Raw genomic sequence first — 17,367 nt, forward strand, 5'->3', positions numbered from 1 at the left:
GTAAGTCTGCTATTTTCATTGATCTCTTTTAGCAGATCCAGATCTCTTAGTACAAGGTCTGACTTTGTGCAGATAAGTATGTCCGCACCACTGTCCTTTAGTTCTTCCAGAAGTCTTCTTGTATTTTTATATGTTTCCTCTAGCGGATTATAACCATCCGTAACTGTTCCAATGATCACCTTCTGGCCGGCATACTTCTTTGGATTCTTTATTTCAGGCCAGTCTTTCACATCCATGAAAGTTCCCCATTCCTCCGTATGCCCTGTAAAGCGTTTCATAAAAGATGCGTAGCAGTATTTACAGGCATGGGGACACCCCACATAGGGATTCACCGAATATCCTCCAATAGGAGTATTTGTGTCAAGCACACATATCATAACTTCCGATTTATCGTTCCAAATCATCAAGCCAATTAGGAGTAGAGCTTCCAAGGCAAATGCTGATTAAGCCATACACAGACTGGGATTATTGCAGCTGTTTTTCTTTGGATTCATCCGAAGCATAAATTGCTTTAAGTATTATTGGTGTCAGAATTGAACTCAGTATTATAAGGAGGATTACAGCGGTAAAGTATCTGCTGTCGATTATCTCAGCTTTAAGACCACGCTGTGCCACAATAAGGGCTACTTCGCCTCTTGTCATCATACCTACGCCAATCTTCAACGCATCAGAAGTGTTATATTTAAGGAGTTTTGCAACTAGACCACAGCCCACAACTTTTCCAAGCAGTCCAACAATTACAAAAGCTGCTGAGAATGCAAGAATTGTCATATCAACTGTCTTTAAGTTGGTCTGAAGACCAACACTTGCAAAGAATACTGGTCCAAAGATCATGTATGAGTTGATATCCATCTTTCTGTCAATATACTCGGAATTATCTAAGGAGCTTAAGATAATTCCGGCTACGTATGCGCCTGTGATATCTGCAACGCCAAAGTATTTATCAGCAACGTAAGACATCGCAAAAGCCAGAGCCAATCCCAGGATAGGGATTCTTCTGGTATGAGGCCATTTTATTTCTACTTTCTTCATAATCTTGAAAATGGCAATTCCTACTACAAAAGAAAGCACAAAGAAAGCAACCGTCTTGATAACAACCGTAATCAGATTGGCGCTTGGATCCTTAAGTCCAAGAACTGCAGTAAGAACAACGATTCCAATCACATCATCTATGATAGCGGCACTCATTATTGTTGTACCGACATCTGTAGAGATTTTTCCAAGCTCTTTTAACACCTGAACAGTAATGCTTACGGAGGTTGCAGTAAGGATTGTTCCTATGAAAAGAGCTTTAATAAATTCCATAGATCCGGGAGCGGCGAAGCCATAAAATGACATATAAAGTATGGCTCCAAAGACAAGAGGCACAGCAACACCGGTACATGCCAGTATTGTGGCCTTTACACCGGATTTCTTCAATTTATCTATATCTGTTTCAAGGCCTGCACTGAACATCAAAAGGATTACGCCAATTTCAGCCATACCGGAAAGAAAATCACCGGCTTCCACAAGATCAAACAGAGTGGGACCGATAATCAGCCCGGCAATTATTTCGCCTGCTACCTGAGGGGCGTGGAGTCGCCTTGCAATCAGGCCAAAGAGCTTGGCGCTGACAATTATTATCATAAGATCTCTAAGTATCTGAATTGTATCCATAGTATTTTTTACTCCTTTCGCTAAATGCTAATGAATGAGTATGCACCTTTTGACAGAGTCAGTCAAGTTTTTTTCTGTATGTTCTATCTGCCCTTATTAATCAAATCATCATTATCTTTTCTCTTTTTATGAAGTGGAATTAAATAGTCTTTATTGCATTTAGGACACATTACTTTTTCTCCATTCCAAAATTTTTTTTAGAAAACTTCTATCTATTTCCATGTATTCATCTCCTCGATAACTTACTATTTTATTTTGATTATTGGACCATCAATATTGGTTCTCAAATCCGTAGGACCAACAGCGAGGTAGACAGGACATGCAGTAGTCATTCTTAGCATAAGGCAGTTAACACCTCAAATGCATCTTTCAGGGTGCCTTTATCAAAGCCTTGATTTAACGCTATGGAACACCCTTTAATTTTAATTTCGATAGGTGAACTTGCAACTTTCATTGTAGAACTAGGCAATTCTTCTGGTGTTTGTATAAAAGTTACTTCATCGGTTGCGGCAGCTGCCTCAGCTTCTAAGACTTCTATAGGTACAAAATCAAATGTTTCAGTATCCTTATTATTAATCTCTACGCCATTAGAAGAGTTTTTTACTGAAATATTATCTTACAACCAGCCGATTCTTGTCTTAAGAATTCGTTTCCTTAAGCTGTTGTCTAAATAATATATGTTTTCTTTTTTCCTCATTTGCTACAATACAGCTATCATCCCATCCATATTTTCGACAAAGAGCCTTGTTAAATGCATAATGCGATACTGGTTTTTCCTCAGAAACATTAAGAATCCCGACATAATCATTTGTAGTCAGTTCAATAATTGCATCAGCCAATTCATTCACATCAACGATACTGAATTCAATATTATTGGCTCTGATATATATCTCTCCGGAGTCCACATGTTTTTTCAATGCAAGACTCCTATTATCCATTTCTCCAAAAGGATCAATGCCATAAATACTGCCAGGACGAACAATACAATAATTCGGCAACTTGCTGATAACTTGCTCAGACTTTATTTTTCCATTGAAGTAATGATGATTATAGCTTTCTTCCGTCCTAAGAAATGGTTCAACACTTTCAGACATGTTTTTCTCATAGGCAACTGAAGTAGACACAAAGATAAACCTTTTTGAACCTACGGCATCACAAAGGGCAGGCATCACTTTTTCAGCAATCTCTTCCTCACGTTCATGATTCATCACTGTCCAGATAATAACGTCAGGCTTATATTCCGTCACGAGAGCAGTCAGGCTGCTTATTTCGAAAACATCCAGTTTAATATAATCTCTATTTTTATTATTCTTGCTGTACGTTCCTAATACTTCATTACCACTATTCTTTATTTTCGAATAGATAGTGCCCCCAAGGAACCCACTAGCTCCCAAAATCAATACTTTCATACTTTCTCCATAAAACTAAATATAAAACTAATTTTATTTTGCCGTCTTGGCGTCAATCAACGAATAAAACCATTCTTTAAGATTATAAAATCTGTAACCAATTGATTCTGCTTTTTCAGTATAAAAGCTGAGCATATCTTCAATGCCATTTTCGTATCCATATCATCGATATTCATAGGTTTCTGATCAATCCCGCATTCGATTAGATATTTAACTATATCAACCTGTCCTAAATCTGCAGCTACTTAAAGCCAAGTTCCAAATGCAGTTTCGTAATATTATAACATGTTTCAAAAATGTCTCGAAAATCATTTGTTTTATGGAACAGCTGAAAAACAAGAAAATAGCCTATTCTGCTATAGTCATTATTTAGTAACTCTCTATTTCAAAAATAACAGACTCATTGCAATCCACACATTGGTATGGTCCTTTCTTCAAATCACCACCTCTTCTAAAAGCATAGATAAAAGGATATATTGCATTCATTGCAACCATGCACACATTATCGCTATTCTCCTTATCCAGCATACTTCCTTCAAAGCAAATCACATCGCCTACTTTATACTTGGGACATTTGCTTTCAATTACTGTAACTTTCACTTTATTATCTATGTATCCCATGCTAATTCCTCCTTCAATTGAAAAATTTTGCACCACCAATCTGCCTGTAATTACAATATTGTTGCGTCTCCTCTGCTCCACTTCTTTAATTGTCATACATGCACCTCCATTTTCAATTCATGAAGCAACTGTAGGCTATAAACAAGGTTTACAGTTAACAACTTTTTAAAAAAAACATGTGATTTCTTCTGCCGCAAATGATTACACGTGTTATTTAAGAAAACAAAGACTCTACCATTATACTGAATAGAAAATTTGCACACAATCATTATCGACTGTGTGCAAATAAGCTCGTAAAAACCAATCATGCTGATATTCGAGGGTTTTTATTCAGATATAAACGACTACCAATTATAAAAAGTCTACAACTAATATGCACTTTTTATGCATCTTCTTTATATTGCGCCCATTACTCACCAGTCTCGACTTCTTTTATAATAAGTATCTTTATCAGTTCTGTGAAGTCTGCTATTTCCTGGACAGTTGTGTATTCTTCAGTTGTATGTATGTTATGCATGGGACCGTATATATTTAGTCTGTCCATTCCGTGTTTTATCAAAGAATTTATATCACTTCCTCCAAAGGATTTCTTTGCCACGCCTCTCCTTCCCTGTTTCTCTAATGCTCTCTTATATCTATCCAAAGCACTTCCTTCTGCGGCTTCGGGATCTATCCTGTAAACGGTGATTCTTTCTTTTTTATCTATGCAAAGCTCTGCACCTGCTCTATTCGCTTCTTCTGAAAAAATGCTTTCTACTAAGTCTATTGTCCGATGTGCATCTTCATGGACACCGCTTCTTATCTCACCTTTTATAAAACAGTTTTCCGGAACAGCGTTGGTAATACTTCCGCCTTCTATTATTCCGATATTCAGCGTGGTGTGATCATCAGCCCACCCCTGCTTTATTCTGCTGATTGCAGCAGCTGCTACTGCTATTGCATTTATTCCCTTTTCAGGCTCATAACCAGCGTGGGAAGCCTTACCCTTTATATGTACTTCGAATGAAATGAGTGTCGGCTCGCAGGAGGAATAGACTCCATATTCTCCGCTGCAGTCGGGAGCAAAGGCTATCCTGGAGCGAATCCTTGAATAATCAAGAGCCGCACTTCCAAGGCCGTAAACCTCTTCTGCCACCGTAAACAGAAACTCTATTGGCGGATGATCCAGATTTTCCTCGATTACTCTGGTGTAAGCCTCGATAATTCCTGCTATGCCAACCCTGTCATCTGCTCCCAGGACAGTCGTATGATCGCTTGTGATTGTTCCGCCGTCATTTAATATGATCTTCTTATTGTTCCCCGGAGATACGGTGTCCATATGTGCACAGAACAGAATAGGCTCAGAGTCTGCATACTTTCCCCGCCCCTCTGCAAAGCCATACAGATTCCCACAGTTACCACCGATCTTACCGGCAATATCATCCTCGATAAGCTTTATTCCCAGCTTTTGGAACTCTGCTATAAGATAATCAGCGACAAGCCTCTCATTAAAGGATTCACCGTCTACCAGCGCAAGCTCTGTAAATCTGTCTACTACTCTCTTGTCATTTTCTCTCATAGAAAATTGCTCCTGCTTCTTCACAGTCATCTATCAAAATAATAGCCAATGATTGGACGGTCTAAAACACCATGTTTTTTAGTCATATCCGTTTTTTCCTTTCATACCTCTTTCACTGTTCTATCAAATCGTAATGGTTATAAAATTAACACCATAAATAAACGAGTATTTAATATCTTCAGCAAATGACTTCACTATCTTTATACCAATATTATCAAGACTATCCGACTCCTTGCTGTATTCGTATTTTGCAAAAGGATCTCGCTCTTTACTGCAGTCCTTTACTCTCATGATCATCTTATTATTCCCAAATAAGACAATATGTACATCAATGTTTGGGTTGTTTTCACCATTTGCCTGCTGGTAATCCAGAATATTGAAGACAATCTCTTCCAGAGCAAGACTGCAAGAACATGACTTCCTCTTTTCGGCAATGCCATTTTTGCAGATATCGCCAAACTCAGTTGATGCAGCCTTTGCATCTAAAGTTGACCCAATATGAAAATCATATGTTTCGTAATCCCTATCTTCTTCAGCAGGCATAACCAGAAGTTTATCAACAATACTTTTATTCTTCCGTCCCATAATCAGCGCGGCAAGGGAAATACATTCCATGGTTTTTGTATATGGATATACAATACCTATCGCCGCAAGCTCAGCTACTCCCAGTCCTCTTGATGCGATAACCCCATCACAAAGAGACCCTATAGAACCCGCCAGAAAGAGCAACAGGGCAATGACATATCCGCTGTTAAAAACACCGATAAGAACAGATTTGTTTCCGTCTTTTTCAATACCAGGCTTAATCATAATCCTTACTTTTCCCTATTCACAGCCTGTAAAAACGCTGTGCTCACAACCAGGTAAATAATGTAAGTGATCAGTGTTCCAAAGCATACATCAGAAAGAAAATGGTTTGTCATATGAATTCTGTTATAGCCGTAAAGCACAACAAAGCATGCTGCAATCACAAAACAGACAATATTCTTTTTCTCTGAACGTTTTTTAAGAACATCCGAGAGCATTGGCAGCGAAAACATCATGCTTGCTATTGTCATATTTCCGCTGGGCCAGCTCTTATAACTGTCATTTGATCCGGCGAGATTAGGAATCATCTGCCACCAGTTTCTGAACTCCGACATAGGGTCATCAAGGGTTATCAGGTACTTATATCTTGGTCTTGATGCTACCTGCTTGAGCCAGAGGTTTGTATTATCGGCTACAATCCCGGCTACCAGAATAGCTGCACCTGTCATTATCAACTTGTCCGGACTCACATCATCAAATACACGATAGCAGACAAATGGCACCCAGGCATACAGTACTACCCAGAATCCCCAGCTTACTACTGATAAAAGCGGTGATGCATCTCCCGCTGTATATCCAAACAGTTCTCTTACCTTTGATCCGTTGTAATTATTGCTGTAGTAAACAGCCATAAAGTATGAGATCAGCATTATTGTCCAAGCCAGCATTTTAAATCTGTCGCCCTTTTTCATGAGCCCCTTAAAGATACACATCCCAGCTGCAGGATATAAGCAATAGGAAAAATAAGAACCATAGGTAGCAAAAAAGGTTCCAATGTCAGTCTTGTTCGCCAGTGCTACGTTAATACTGTAATCAAAAATAGAGCCCACTATAATCCCTAAAATACAAATTACTATCACAAGATACGCACAAATCCTTGGAACAGCCATAACTTTCTTGTTATCCATTCGTCTTATCTCCTCCGATGCTTTATATACCTTCCCTCATTTTTCCTTCTCCGATTGAATTCAGTTGCTCCACTTGGTCTGCCATATATTCTCTATTGTTTCCTGTTTAGTCTTTCTGATAAGATAGCATCCTGCTCCAAGAAGCGTCACCGAAACCGCCAGTATAATCACATAATACGAAATACCGACATTCCCGCTATCAGAAACTACAACGCCCTTTTCATTGATGGTTGGATCTGTAACAAAATTGATAAAATCATACACAGCGTGAGCAATCATTCCCGGGATTACCGATCCGGTCCTCAGATATATTCCGGCGAGAACAAAACCGCCACAGGTTGCCATGAATGCTTGTATCAGAGTCATGACAGGATCTGCTCCTACGAATATATTTGTCAAATGGAGCGGTCCGAAGATGACAGATGAGATAATTACTGCTGCCACTGCCCTATTCTTCACCTTCAGATATCTCATTCCTATAGGAATAAGCATCGCCCTGAAAATGGTCTCCTCACTAATGCCAGCCATTAGTGCCAGGCACACGAAAGAAACTGATGGTTTGAAAGCAAGTCCACTATATACAGCATTTATGATTATGCATCCGATAATAAGGATTGCCATCGCAGAGGATACCATAAGTATCTCTTTTACCGGAACATGAGCCTTAAACACGCCATCAAATTCAGGCGAAAACCACTTATTATAAACGATCAGAAGAACCAGGGACAGAGCGGAGACAATAAGTGCGCTTACTACTCCCTGTGGCTGGCCGCTCAATTGAGTTAATAAACCCAGCGGAACTGTCAGTATCATTGCGATTACAGCATTTTTTTCACATAATGAATGTTTCCTTACTTTTTTTTTCATAACCAATTCTCCTTACCAAACGCTAATTCTATCTTCAGGAGCAAGATACATTCCGTCTCCTTCCTTAACGTCAAAGGCCTCATAAAACTCATCAAACTGCTGTACAACTACATTAACTCTCAGATAATACAGCGGGTGAGGGTTCTGGGTAAGTTGTGAATAGTCTGCTTCATAAGTGCAGATTTCTTTCCACATATTTGCGTAGCTTTCAAAAAACAGTTTGTAATTGAAATCTTCCTCCTTTGAAGCAAGGAGCAACATTGCCTTAAGCCCTGCTATATCCGCAACTGCCTCTCCCTGAACAATGCTGCCGTTTACTTTTTCATTTCCAAATGCGGTTATTCCGTTATAATAATCAATCAGCTTTTGTGCTTTTTTCTGAAATGCCGCGGTATCATCTTCGGTCCACCAATTATTATAGTTCCCGTCCTTATCAAACTGAGAACCACTTGGATCAAATGCATGACTAATCTCATGGGCAATAATAGTTCCAACTGAGGCATAAAGCTGCTCCTTTGACATATCTTCCCTGTAGAAATCACCATCAAGGATTCCAAGCAAAATATTTATTGAATTGTTTGTGGCATTGTAAAAAGCATTTGTTTTAAGTGTTGAGTTATCCCATAAATTTCTGTTTACTTCACCTCCGGTATTAGCAGCATTAAGCTTGTAATAGTAATCCTCCACAGCTATACTGGCTTCAAAATATGAAAGATTGTTAAGATCAAGATCGCTCAGGTCCTGATATTCTTTTGGCTCAATAACATTAATCCCGATGGCATCAAGCTTATCCATGGCATACTGCCTTGTTTCATCAGATAGCCATTCTTCATTTGAAAGCATCTCTCTGTAAATCGCACAAGTCTCTTTGCATATTTCCGTGATAGTATTCTTTGTTTCTGTGCAATCATACTTTTGTATATATATTTTTCCGATAGATTCAGGCAGGGACTGAAGTACACAGCGATATGCATATTGTTTATCAGCAAGTACACCTGCCACACCTTCTATTTTATTCGTCGCAGAAATGCTGGCATCAAAAGCCTGCTTGTCAAGATATTCCGCGCATTTAATAACTCCATGAACTATTAAGTATGCTTTGATATTCTCTGCATTTTCATCTGTATATAGCTCAGATATCTTTTTAATATTTTCCGGTAACATGCACCAAATTTTCTTTGTGCTGCCAAAGCCCCTTACTTTAATGAATTCTTCCATAGGAAAATTTGGTGTAAGACTATAAAGCTCTTCCGGATCATAGTAATTGAGTATCGTTTCATATATATCAGGTTGCTGAAGTTCAGCATTTGTTAAGATAGAATCTGCAAGTGCAGTTTCATATGCAATAGCATTATCATAAAGCGCATCAGCTTCTTCCCTGGAATACCCCATTCTTACATATATTTCTGAAAAAAGTTTCCTGTATTCCGTATCTGCTATTTCTCCTACTACACTTTTGTTTTTGTATTCAGCAGAATCATCTAAAATTAGGTCACCAAAATTAAGTGCCGTTACATACTTTGTAGAATCAATAAGATCAGCAGTGTTGACTATTTCAAAAATAGAAGGTAAAAATACAGACCTGTTGGGGTCGCAAAGATATTCTGAAATATCCCTGGTACCGGACAGGGCTTCAATCTCTTTCACAATGACTTCAAGAGGAGCAAGCGCTTCTTCATTCCTCTCATCCCAGTTAAGAAATCCCTGATATACAGCTCTGACCAATTCAGCATCGTGCCCTGTCAGAGTGTCATCATCCAAAGCTGCAATAGCTTTTTCCTCTACAATTTCGCCTATTTTCGTAAAAGAACTATATCTGCTGTATCCTTCAGGAATATCATGGCTAATTATCCAGTCATAATTAATTGCCACGTTAAAATCATCTTTTTCAGATAGCTTTCCGGTATTTATTACATTATCCTTAAGATTGGAATCTATCCATGGATCACCGCCATTTATAACATATGCTCCGCCATCCGATTCTTCGGCTGTTTCTTCGGATGTTTCTTGCACAGTTTCTTCAACTGGTAACTCATCACCTTCTTCAGTATAATGCTCATCTGATGTGCTTACATCTGCAGCAGAATCATCCTGCGATTTTTCATCAGAAATGGTGTCCGGAGTTTTTTCCCCACAGCCTGCAAGAAACATACTTCCAATCAGCAATATAACCAATATCTTCTTTGCCATCATAATCTCTCCTTACCATTCTCGTCTGATCTTTTCAAAATCAATAGTCTTACCGACTTTCTTCCACACAATAAACGTCAGAACTGCATTTATTGCAGCAATTATAAAGTATGTGATGAGGATTCTCACGCCATCTTCACCGGTATTAATATACGATGAACCCGAATCTCCAACCGGAACAAACAGGCCTTCTGTATAACCTGCAAAAAAATCAAACAGTCCGTGAGCCAGGCCGCAGGCCCAGATATTTCTTGTCTTCCAATACAGTATAAGGAGGGCCAGACCAAAAACGCCTGATTCCAGTGTTTTGGCGACCGCCTGTCCCCATGCAACAGGCGATGAGGGATCAAATCCCAAAACATGTGCAGCTCCGAATACCAGTGAGGAAACCACTGCACTCAGAACAAAGACATATTTCTTTTCCCTGAACTTATAGATAATCGCATCGTTTATAACTGCCCTGAAAGCCAGTTCCTCAAAAAGTCCCACAGAAATAAACATAAGAAATATAATGATAAATCCCAATATCGGATTTTCCTTCAGGGGTACCTTTTCTTCTATATTCGAAATCAGCAATACAGAGCCCATGATAAGGGACATCAATAAAAATCCAATGGCGTTCTTGATGACATATCCTGTAGAAACATAGCAGGAGGCAAGCGTCTTATCTCCGGATATCTGGTACAGGAAAAAGCACGACGCTCCGCAGAGCAAAGTCCTCACTATAAAAAACTGGAAATTTGTCTCTGTAGGTACCGTATTGAAACACACAACCACGTATACTATGCAGAGCGCAGCAGTTATCAGTGGCGATTTTTTCATAAATTCAATATACTTTTTAAGCATTGGTATTCTCCTGCTCTGTACTGTTTTCAGCAATGAAGGAAAGCGCTACAAGGTTTGCGGCATTTTTCTTAAGTCGTCTGAATATGTAGAACTGGAAAAAGAATATCGGAATTACCGCAATTAACACCATACCAGCACCAATATATGTTGTTCTTTGTATTTCCGCTGTCATAGTCTCTACATTATCCCCGGCATGTATGAGCATGTTTGCACCAAAAAAATCAAAAACAGTATGCCAAACCACAGGGACAAAAAAAGCAAGAAGATATTCTTTTAATACAGACCCTCTGCCTGTTACTTTGTTATATCTGGCAAGTCCAAGATGTCTTCCCATGGCAAGCCCCAGCATCATATGCACTGTTATACCCGGCAACCTCATCAAGAGAACAGGAAGACTGACACTATATACAAAGTCTTCTATAAGAATAAACCCGAATCCGACAGCACCTGCTATCAGCATATATTCATATACATTTCTAATTTTTTTCCTATAGATGCATAATACAATAAGCGTAATGATAAGTTTTGCCAATTCTTCATTCAGCGCTGCAGAAAAAAGCGCATGATTGAAACTGGCAAGTAATAGAGGTCCATCTGTAGGTACAAATCCGGTTACAGCCCTGAATGTAAGTCCGATTATCAGGAAAAAGACAAATGAAAGCGGCACTGATAATAGTCCAAGTAATACCGGCAATAATGCCTGTCCTCTTGAAATTCTGTAATCTCCTTTCCAGGCAATCATATTCTTATAAAGAATCCCCACAATAATCAAACTTAGAACAAAACTGATAATCGATGTCATATTTTTCTCCTTTCTTTGTTGGTTGCTATAACTTAATACAAATTATGGATATACTCAGTCAGAGCTTTTCTGCCAAAATAATGCTCCGGCTGATGGATCACCAGATCAAAAGCCTGTCTTCAGGAGCAAGGTACATATTATCGCCTTCTCTTACATCGTAGGTTTCATAAAACTCTTCAAACTGTTGAACAGGGACATTTGTTCTTAGATAGTCTCTTGGATGCTCATCCTGTAAAAGGTTAGTTAATTCAGAACTGTAAATAGCAAGATTAGCATTAATCTGAGCATACTTTGTAAAAAATTTATCATAGTTAAATCCATCTACTTTTGAAGCCATCCTAAGAGCACATTGAAGTCCGGTTATATCAGCCACCATTTCGGTATCAATATTCGTACCTATGCAATTGTAATCTCCAAAGACAACTATACTATCAAGGTAATCATCCAGCTTTTTTACACGTCTCATAAATTCTGCCTTATCATCTTCTGTCCACCAGTCTTTATATTTTCCTTCAGCATCAAACTGTGATCCATAGTTATCAAAAGCATGTGACACTTCATGTCCCACCCAGAATGCTCCAATTGAGGCGTACATCTCTTCCACGTCCATATCACTTGAATAGAAAGGTTCTCCCATCATTCCTATGATCATGTTAATAGTGTTGGCAGACGGATCATACCCGGCATTGCAGGTTAAAATATTAAAGCCTTCTGCCCACATGTCCTTATCAAGGTTTTGACCTAAACAACTCATATCATGCTTTGTCTCAGCCATCCAGATGCGCCTGGTAGCTTCAATAAGTGAACAATCAGAAATATCAATATCGGAAGTGTCTCTGAATTTATCCGGGTAAGCAGCATGAATGGCTATCTTATCCAGTTTTTCAATGGCTTTTTTCTTAACTTCATCCGAAGCCCAGCTATTCTCATTAAGCAGCTCTCTATAAGTATCGATAACCTGCTGACACAAATCTTCCATTCTCTTTTTGTCTTCTTCAGATCCGTACTTTGCAATGTATACTTTCTGCATTGATACCGGAAGTAAATCTGTGACAATATTATAAGCGTTCTCTTTATCGGATAATGTCCCACTTGTACCAAGATACTTGGCATTCAACTCATTTGTTTTATCGTAAGTTTCTTTATCGAGGTATTTTGCATACTTTGAAAAATAATTGAATAGCAAGATTCCCTTGATGCCATCCAAATTGTCATCTGTGTACACCTCATCAAGAGTTTTAAAATAATCAGGAGTAGTAACAAGATATATGCCATCATATTTATATCCGACCGCCTCAATAATGGCTGCTATAGGAAGCTTCACAGAAAGTGCAGCCAGTTCCTCAAAGCTCATCTCATTGTTTACCTTATCCAGATATCCTTCACCTTTCTTCTCCATTGTGGTATATATTGATCCTGAAAGCTTTCCTTCCAATTCAATCGCTGCATCAAAATACTTAACAGCATCCTCCGATGACATTCCCAGTTTCCCCGACATAAACGAAAACAATTCTTTTCCCGAATTATAATAAATATCTCCAATTTCTGTCCTATTAGAATACTCAGCAGAATCTTTCAGAATAAGCGTCGGTGTATCCACGCAAAGCAGGTATTTACTCGGATCATTAAGGCCGCTTCTTACAGCATATGCCATAAAATTGTAATACTCAAAAGCCGTATCTTTGTCCGTGATAAGTCCGCTTATGTCATCAACACTACTTGCTTCGAGAATTTTCTCATAGCCTTCTTTTATATCCGTATATCCGGCTTCATTTCTGGCATTCCAGTCTAAAAGCAGATTATTATATGTGCGGACTACTTCAGCATCATGGCCTTCTATGGTCTCATCTTTAAGCAGCTCCATGCATTGTTTTTTTATTTCAATTTCCCGCTCATGGTAATGAGACCATATCGTATATCCATCTGGGATATCATTCTCCAAAAGCCATCCTTTATTTACATAGAGATGAAAATCATCCTTAGGAGAAACCTCCATGTCAGGAGTAACATTCTCTTTTATGTCCGAGTTTATCCACGGATATCCTCCTGTCGTTACCGTCTCTTTTTCCTCTTCACCTGCCGGTGCGTCTGAATTTCCTTCACTGACGGACATATCTGTTTCTTCATTTTCAGTGCTTTCTTCCACCACTGATATTGCTTGCGGCGCTTCATCAACAACCTCCAAAGGAGCCGCGTTATTACCACAGGCCATAATAGTTTCTAACATAGCCATACATATAATTGATACCACTCTCTTTTTCATGCTAGAAATTCCTTTCTTCTCCACCTGTTAAAATCAGAAGTCCAGCTCTTTCTTCCTAAAGAGCAGATATGCCAGAATGATCGAAATTTCAGAAATCAGACAATCTTAAACACGATTTCTGACTCAATTTCCTGCTGATGATATTCCGCTAAGTTGCATAAATACTACATATTTATTGTAAATGATATTGTTTCATATAGTCTACTAACCGGAATATTGTTTTCCATTTTTAAGAGATTTTTTATATTTTATTTCGTTTTGTTTTGCTTTACACCTTCTGTAGAATGTGCTATGACTCATGCCTGCTGTCTGCCGAAATGAACTCCCTTCTCCTTGGCAATGGCTATAGATTCAGAAACTCACGCAAAATTAAAAGACCTGGCCGAATTGAGGGCAGGTCCATTAATGGTGAAATTGTATATTTAATTAGACAAGCTATTAAGAAGAAAGAGCAGGAATAAAGATAACTATATCCCAATCATTCTGTCCAATCCAGAACCATAAGAATCTTAAGCAGTTCTGCGAAGCTGACTATTTCCTGAACAGTTGTATCTTCCTCAGTTGTATGTATGTTATACATAGGACCGTATACATACTGTACAATCTATCTTTCCAACTCATATGAATCCTTTCTTCATTTCCCACCGCCAGCAGTCAGCCCTCTGACAAAAAATCTTCTAAAAAATGGGTAAACAATTATTATAGGCAGAATTATCAGACTGGCCAATGCCATTCTAAGTGACTGCGTAGGTACATCGCCCATAACAGCACCACTTATGTTCTCATTAGATGTAATGTAAGACGCACTCTTTTCCATGTTGTACAAAATGTACTGCAGCATATACAGCTCGCTGTGCGCTGAATCCGTATAGATGAGATTCTCGTACCAGCTATTCCAGTATGAAAAAGCTTCAAATATGCCAACGGTAAGTAATATAGGTCTCGACATTGGAAGAACAAACTGATAATACAGCCTGAATTCTGAAGCCCCTTCAAGTCTTGCAGCCTCCAAAATCTCCTCGGGAATATTCCTTAAGAAATACGTGCGCATGACGATGATATACCAGCTTGAACAGGCTATGGGAAGTATCAGAGCAAGATAAGAATTCTTCAGGCCAAATAGCTGAGTATTGACCGCATAAGATGCCGCCAGACCACCACTGAAAAACATAGGAATCATGACACCAACTGTCAAAATATTTCTGTGCCTGTAGTATCTGTTACTGATTACATATGCCATGGTGCTTATCAGAAACAGGGACAGTATCGTACCCACTATGGTAACTGCGAAAGTTACCCCAAAAGCTCTTAAAATATTACCTGCATTTTTAAAAATATACAGATAAGCGCCGGCTGACCACTCTGAGGGCAAAAAGCTATACCCTTTTTCTACTATGGATTTCTCCGACGAAACTGATATAACAAGTATTAGTACAACAGGTAAAATCATGCAGGTTGAAAGCAGCAGCACAAGAATGCTGAGGACTGCATTAGCTCTTTTTCCAAGCCCCTTTATATATCCTCCGGATGTACTTTTGTTCATATAGCGCCTCCCTCCGGACTGATAGCCTTAACCATGCGGTTAGCGACAATAAGCAGCAGACAGCCGATTCCATTCTGTATAAGACTGGCTGCTGCTGAAAACCCGTAATTTGACTGTTCCATAAGTGCTTTATAGACAAATACGTCGATTGTCTCTGTAGTACTTAAGATTGAACCGGCATTTCGGGTAACCTGGTAGAAAAGGCCGAAGTCTGTGGAAAGTATATGCCCCAGATTGAGGAGCATCAGAACAACAACCATCGGCTTAAGCTGCGGAAGGATAACATACCTGATAACCTGCCTTACTGTCGCTCCATCTATCGCAGCACAGTCAAATAGAACGGAATCTATAGCACAGATAGTCGCATAATAGATAAGCATGGAATAACCTGATGTTTTCCATAGCTGCACGAGAACAAGGATAAATGGCCATACCGCTGGTTTGAGATAGAAGTTTACCGACGACATTCCCAGATTTTCAAATACCGCATTTAACATCCCTTTGTCTGCCGAGAGAAAAGCATAGACAAAATAGCTGACTATGACCCAGGACATAAAATGCGGAAGAAGCATGCATATCTGGACAATGGATCTCACCATACCCGAATGAAGATAGGATAGGATCACTGCTATGGTAACAGGAACGACAATCCCCAAAATCAGAAATGCCAGGTTGTAAAGAAATGTATTTCGCACCACCCTCATCATCTGTGGATTCAGCATCAGAAAGCGGAAATTGGACAGCCCCACCCATTTGCTTCCAAAGAACAGGCTGTAGAAAAAGTTTCTCCCCGGAACAAGCTGATATCTCTTGAACGCAAGTACAATTCCAAATACCGGGAGATAGCAGAAGGCAATATACCAGATAATCGTAGGAAGGCAAAGAAGTGTAAGCTCAATATTTATTTTATTATTGCTTATCCTCTTTTTCATACAATTCCCTATACTGAGCGCAGCTCTTTAAAAGCTCATCATGAGTTCCTTCTGCCAGGATCTGTCCATCCTGCAGATACAGTGTCATATCCGAATCACGGATACTGTCCACGTAATGTAAGGTGTTAACATCGTTTTCTGACAGTGAGAAAATGCCCTTGCCTATGATAGACATATATTTTGCGAATAAAAAGCAGTCAACCATATCATAAGAGTCATACTCTGCAGGCATAATACGGAAGAACTTCTTTATGCGCTCAAATGGATTATATACTACATTCTGCTGATTAAACCACGTGAAGAAGCCCGCTTGAAAACAATCATATGTTTCCGGGCGTCGATCAACATACATTTTCGATATTATAGGCGTTTTATCTGCTTCTTTAGAAAGAATAGGTGAATAAAGATAACTTATATTTGAAGTGTACACTTTCCCATATTTTTCAAAAGATCTATTCTGCATTTACTCCACAAGCTGTGAATCTTCTGGCCCTGGCTGCAAGAAGCGATATATTTCGGATATAGAAAGGTCCTGTTTCAATATTCTTTTCGTTTCGGAATACAAAATTGACATCATTCTGTAAGCACCACGCCGACTGGCAGGCAACCTTCACATGATCCTTACTATCATCAGAACTGCAAAGATATGCAACACCTTGATATTCTTCTGTTCCGTCTTTATATTTTACCCATGCATTGAACAGAACCTTTGACTCCTTCCCTCCTATATAGACAGTGGTTTCCAAAGGATATTCACAGTACCACTCCACATCAGCTATCTTCTCGTCATCTGTAGACACCATCACAGCATCAAATAATTGACTATCCAGCGCCGCCTGAATTGAATATGCGATTATTGGCTTGCCGCAAAACTCTTTTATATTCTTGCCAGGAATCCTTTTGGAGCCGCCCCTTGCGGTAATAATAGCAACCGTTTTTACCATATCATCTCAGTCCCCATCAAT

General features: G+C 39.1%; 16 protein-coding genes. All 16 read right to left on the minus strand.

The genetic code is table 11. From position 1 onward, the window contains the following. On the minus strand, positions 1–404 hold a 404-nt coding region (locus BM086_RS11315; protein ID WP_334292758.1), incomplete at its 3' end, for a radical SAM protein. Positions 405–465: 61 nt separating this feature from the next. Then, a complete protein-coding gene (locus BM086_RS11320) occupies positions 466–1,656 on the minus strand; it encodes a cation:proton antiporter (RefSeq protein WP_092326526.1) in 1,191 nt (396 codons plus the stop codon). A 638-nt stretch (positions 1,657–2,294) separates the two neighbouring features. After that, entirely contained in the window at positions 2,295–3,065 is a 771-nt protein-coding gene (locus BM086_RS11325) for an NAD-dependent epimerase/dehydratase family protein (protein ID WP_092326528.1), read from the minus strand. 369 nt (positions 3,066–3,434) lie between these two features. Next, entirely contained in the window at positions 3,435–3,782 is a 348-nt protein-coding gene (locus BM086_RS11330) for a TIGR04076 family protein (protein ID WP_242952178.1), read from the minus strand. 313 nt (positions 3,783–4,095) lie between these two features. Beyond that, entirely contained in the window at positions 4,096–5,244 is a 1,149-nt protein-coding gene (locus BM086_RS11335) for a M20/M25/M40 family metallo-hydrolase (protein ID WP_175560231.1), read from the minus strand. Positions 5,245–5,367: 123 nt separating this feature from the next. Beyond that, positions 5,368–6,054 carry a hypothetical protein gene (locus tag BM086_RS11340; RefSeq protein ID WP_092326534.1) on the minus strand — a complete coding sequence of 229 codons (687 nt, stop codon included), beginning with the start codon at positions 6,052–6,054 and terminating at the stop codon, positions 5,368–5,370. A 5-nt stretch (positions 6,055–6,059) separates the two neighbouring features. Beyond that, the gene (locus tag BM086_RS11345) at positions 6,060–6,959 is read right to left on the minus strand and encodes a phosphatase PAP2 family protein (protein ID WP_092326536.1); all 900 of its coding nucleotides are present in this window, start codon (positions 6,957–6,959) and stop codon (positions 6,060–6,062) included. A 60-nt stretch (positions 6,960–7,019) separates the two neighbouring features. Further along, positions 7,020–7,826: a CPBP family intramembrane glutamic endopeptidase gene (locus BM086_RS11350; protein ID WP_092326539.1), complete on the minus strand. Its 807-nt coding sequence runs from the start codon at positions 7,824–7,826 to the stop codon at positions 7,020–7,022. Positions 7,827–7,838: 12 nt separating this feature from the next. Next, positions 7,839–10,019 (minus strand): M13 family metallopeptidase, encoded by a 2,181-nt coding sequence (locus tag BM086_RS11355; protein WP_092326542.1) that lies wholly within the window; start codon positions 10,017–10,019, stop codon positions 7,839–7,841. A 9-nt stretch (positions 10,020–10,028) separates the two neighbouring features. Further along, the gene (locus BM086_RS11360) at positions 10,029–10,862 is read right to left on the minus strand and encodes a CPBP family intramembrane glutamic endopeptidase (RefSeq protein ID WP_092326544.1); all 834 of its coding nucleotides are present in this window, start codon (positions 10,860–10,862) and stop codon (positions 10,029–10,031) included. Beyond that, a complete protein-coding gene (locus tag BM086_RS11365) occupies positions 10,855–11,664 on the minus strand; it encodes a PrsW family glutamic-type intramembrane protease (RefSeq protein WP_092326547.1) in 810 nt (269 codons plus the stop codon). The genes BM086_RS11360 and BM086_RS11365 overlap by 8 nt, the downstream gene beginning before the upstream one ends. A gap of 97 nt (positions 11,665–11,761) precedes the next feature. Beyond that, entirely contained in the window at positions 11,762–13,927 is a 2,166-nt protein-coding gene (locus tag BM086_RS11370) for a M13 family metallopeptidase (protein WP_092326550.1), read from the minus strand. A gap of 634 nt (positions 13,928–14,561) precedes the next feature. Continuing rightward, the gene (locus tag BM086_RS11375; protein WP_092326552.1) at positions 14,562–15,470 is read right to left on the minus strand and encodes a carbohydrate ABC transporter permease; all 909 of its coding nucleotides are present in this window, start codon (positions 15,468–15,470) and stop codon (positions 14,562–14,564) included. Further along, entirely contained in the window at positions 15,467–16,402 is a 936-nt protein-coding gene (locus tag BM086_RS11380) for an ABC transporter permease subunit (protein ID WP_092326555.1), read from the minus strand. Before BM086_RS11380 ends, BM086_RS11375 begins: the two co-directional genes overlap by 4 nt. Then, positions 16,380–16,865 (minus strand): ABC transporter ATP-binding protein/permease, encoded by a 486-nt coding sequence (locus BM086_RS11385; RefSeq protein WP_092326557.1) that lies wholly within the window; start codon positions 16,863–16,865, stop codon positions 16,380–16,382. The genes BM086_RS11380 and BM086_RS11385 overlap by 23 nt, the downstream gene beginning before the upstream one ends. Continuing rightward, complete coding sequence (locus BM086_RS22055) at positions 16,855–17,346, minus strand: cytidylyltransferase domain-containing protein (protein WP_207650981.1); 492 nt, start codon at positions 17,344–17,346, stop codon at positions 16,855–16,857. The genes BM086_RS11385 and BM086_RS22055 overlap by 11 nt, the downstream gene beginning before the upstream one ends. Between the last annotated feature and the right edge of the window lie 21 nt (positions 17,347–17,367).

This window comes from Butyrivibrio sp. YAB3001 (genome assembly GCF_900112195.1).
Lineage (GTDB): Bacteria > Bacillota > Clostridia > Lachnospirales > Lachnospiraceae > Butyrivibrio.

What these genes read in the sequence shown, in the direction of transcription:
- BM086_RS11365 (WP_092326547.1), bottom strand. Translation starts at nt 11,664, where the DNA reads ATGACATCGATTATCAGTTTTGTTCTAAGTTTGATTATTGTGGGGATT.
- BM086_RS11330 (WP_242952178.1), bottom strand. Translation starts at nt 3,782, where the DNA reads ATGACAATTAAAGAAGTGGAGCAGAGGAGACGCAACAATATTGTAATT.
- BM086_RS11320 (WP_092326526.1), bottom strand. Translation starts at nt 1,656, where the DNA reads ATGGATACAATTCAGATACTTAGAGATCTTATGATAATAATTGTCAGC.
- BM086_RS11375 (WP_092326552.1), bottom strand. Translation starts at nt 15,470, where the DNA reads ATGAACAAAAGTACATCCGGAGGATATATAAAGGGGCTTGGAAAAAGA.
- BM086_RS22055 (WP_207650981.1), bottom strand. Translation starts at nt 17,346, where the DNA reads ATGGTAAAAACGGTTGCTATTATTACCGCAAGGGGCGGCTCCAAAAGG.
- BM086_RS11345 (WP_092326536.1), bottom strand. Translation starts at nt 6,959, where the DNA reads ATGGATAACAAGAAAGTTATGGCTGTTCCAAGGATTTGTGCGTATCTT.
- BM086_RS11335 (WP_175560231.1), bottom strand. Translation starts at nt 5,244, where the DNA reads ATGAGAGAAAATGACAAGAGAGTAGTAGACAGATTTACAGAGCTTGCG.
- BM086_RS11325 (WP_092326528.1), bottom strand. Translation starts at nt 3,065, where the DNA reads ATGAAAGTATTGATTTTGGGAGCTAGTGGGTTCCTTGGGGGCACTATC.
- BM086_RS11340 (WP_092326534.1), bottom strand. Translation starts at nt 6,054, where the DNA reads ATGATTAAGCCTGGTATTGAAAAAGACGGAAACAAATCTGTTCTTATC.
- BM086_RS11360 (WP_092326544.1), bottom strand. Translation starts at nt 10,862, where the DNA reads ATGCTTAAAAAGTATATTGAATTTATGAAAAAATCGCCACTGATAACT.
- BM086_RS11370 (WP_092326550.1), bottom strand. Translation starts at nt 13,927, where the DNA reads ATGAAAAAGAGAGTGGTATCAATTATATGTATGGCTATGTTAGAAACT.
- BM086_RS11385 (WP_092326557.1), bottom strand. Translation starts at nt 16,865, where the DNA reads ATGCAGAATAGATCTTTTGAAAAATATGGGAAAGTGTACACTTCAAAT.
- BM086_RS11350 (WP_092326539.1), bottom strand. Translation starts at nt 7,826, where the DNA reads ATGAAAAAAAAAGTAAGGAAACATTCATTATGTGAAAAAAATGCTGTA.
- BM086_RS11355 (WP_092326542.1), bottom strand. Translation starts at nt 10,019, where the DNA reads ATGATGGCAAAGAAGATATTGGTTATATTGCTGATTGGAAGTATGTTT.
- BM086_RS11380 (WP_092326555.1), bottom strand. Translation starts at nt 16,402, where the DNA reads ATGAAAAAGAGGATAAGCAATAATAAAATAAATATTGAGCTTACACTT.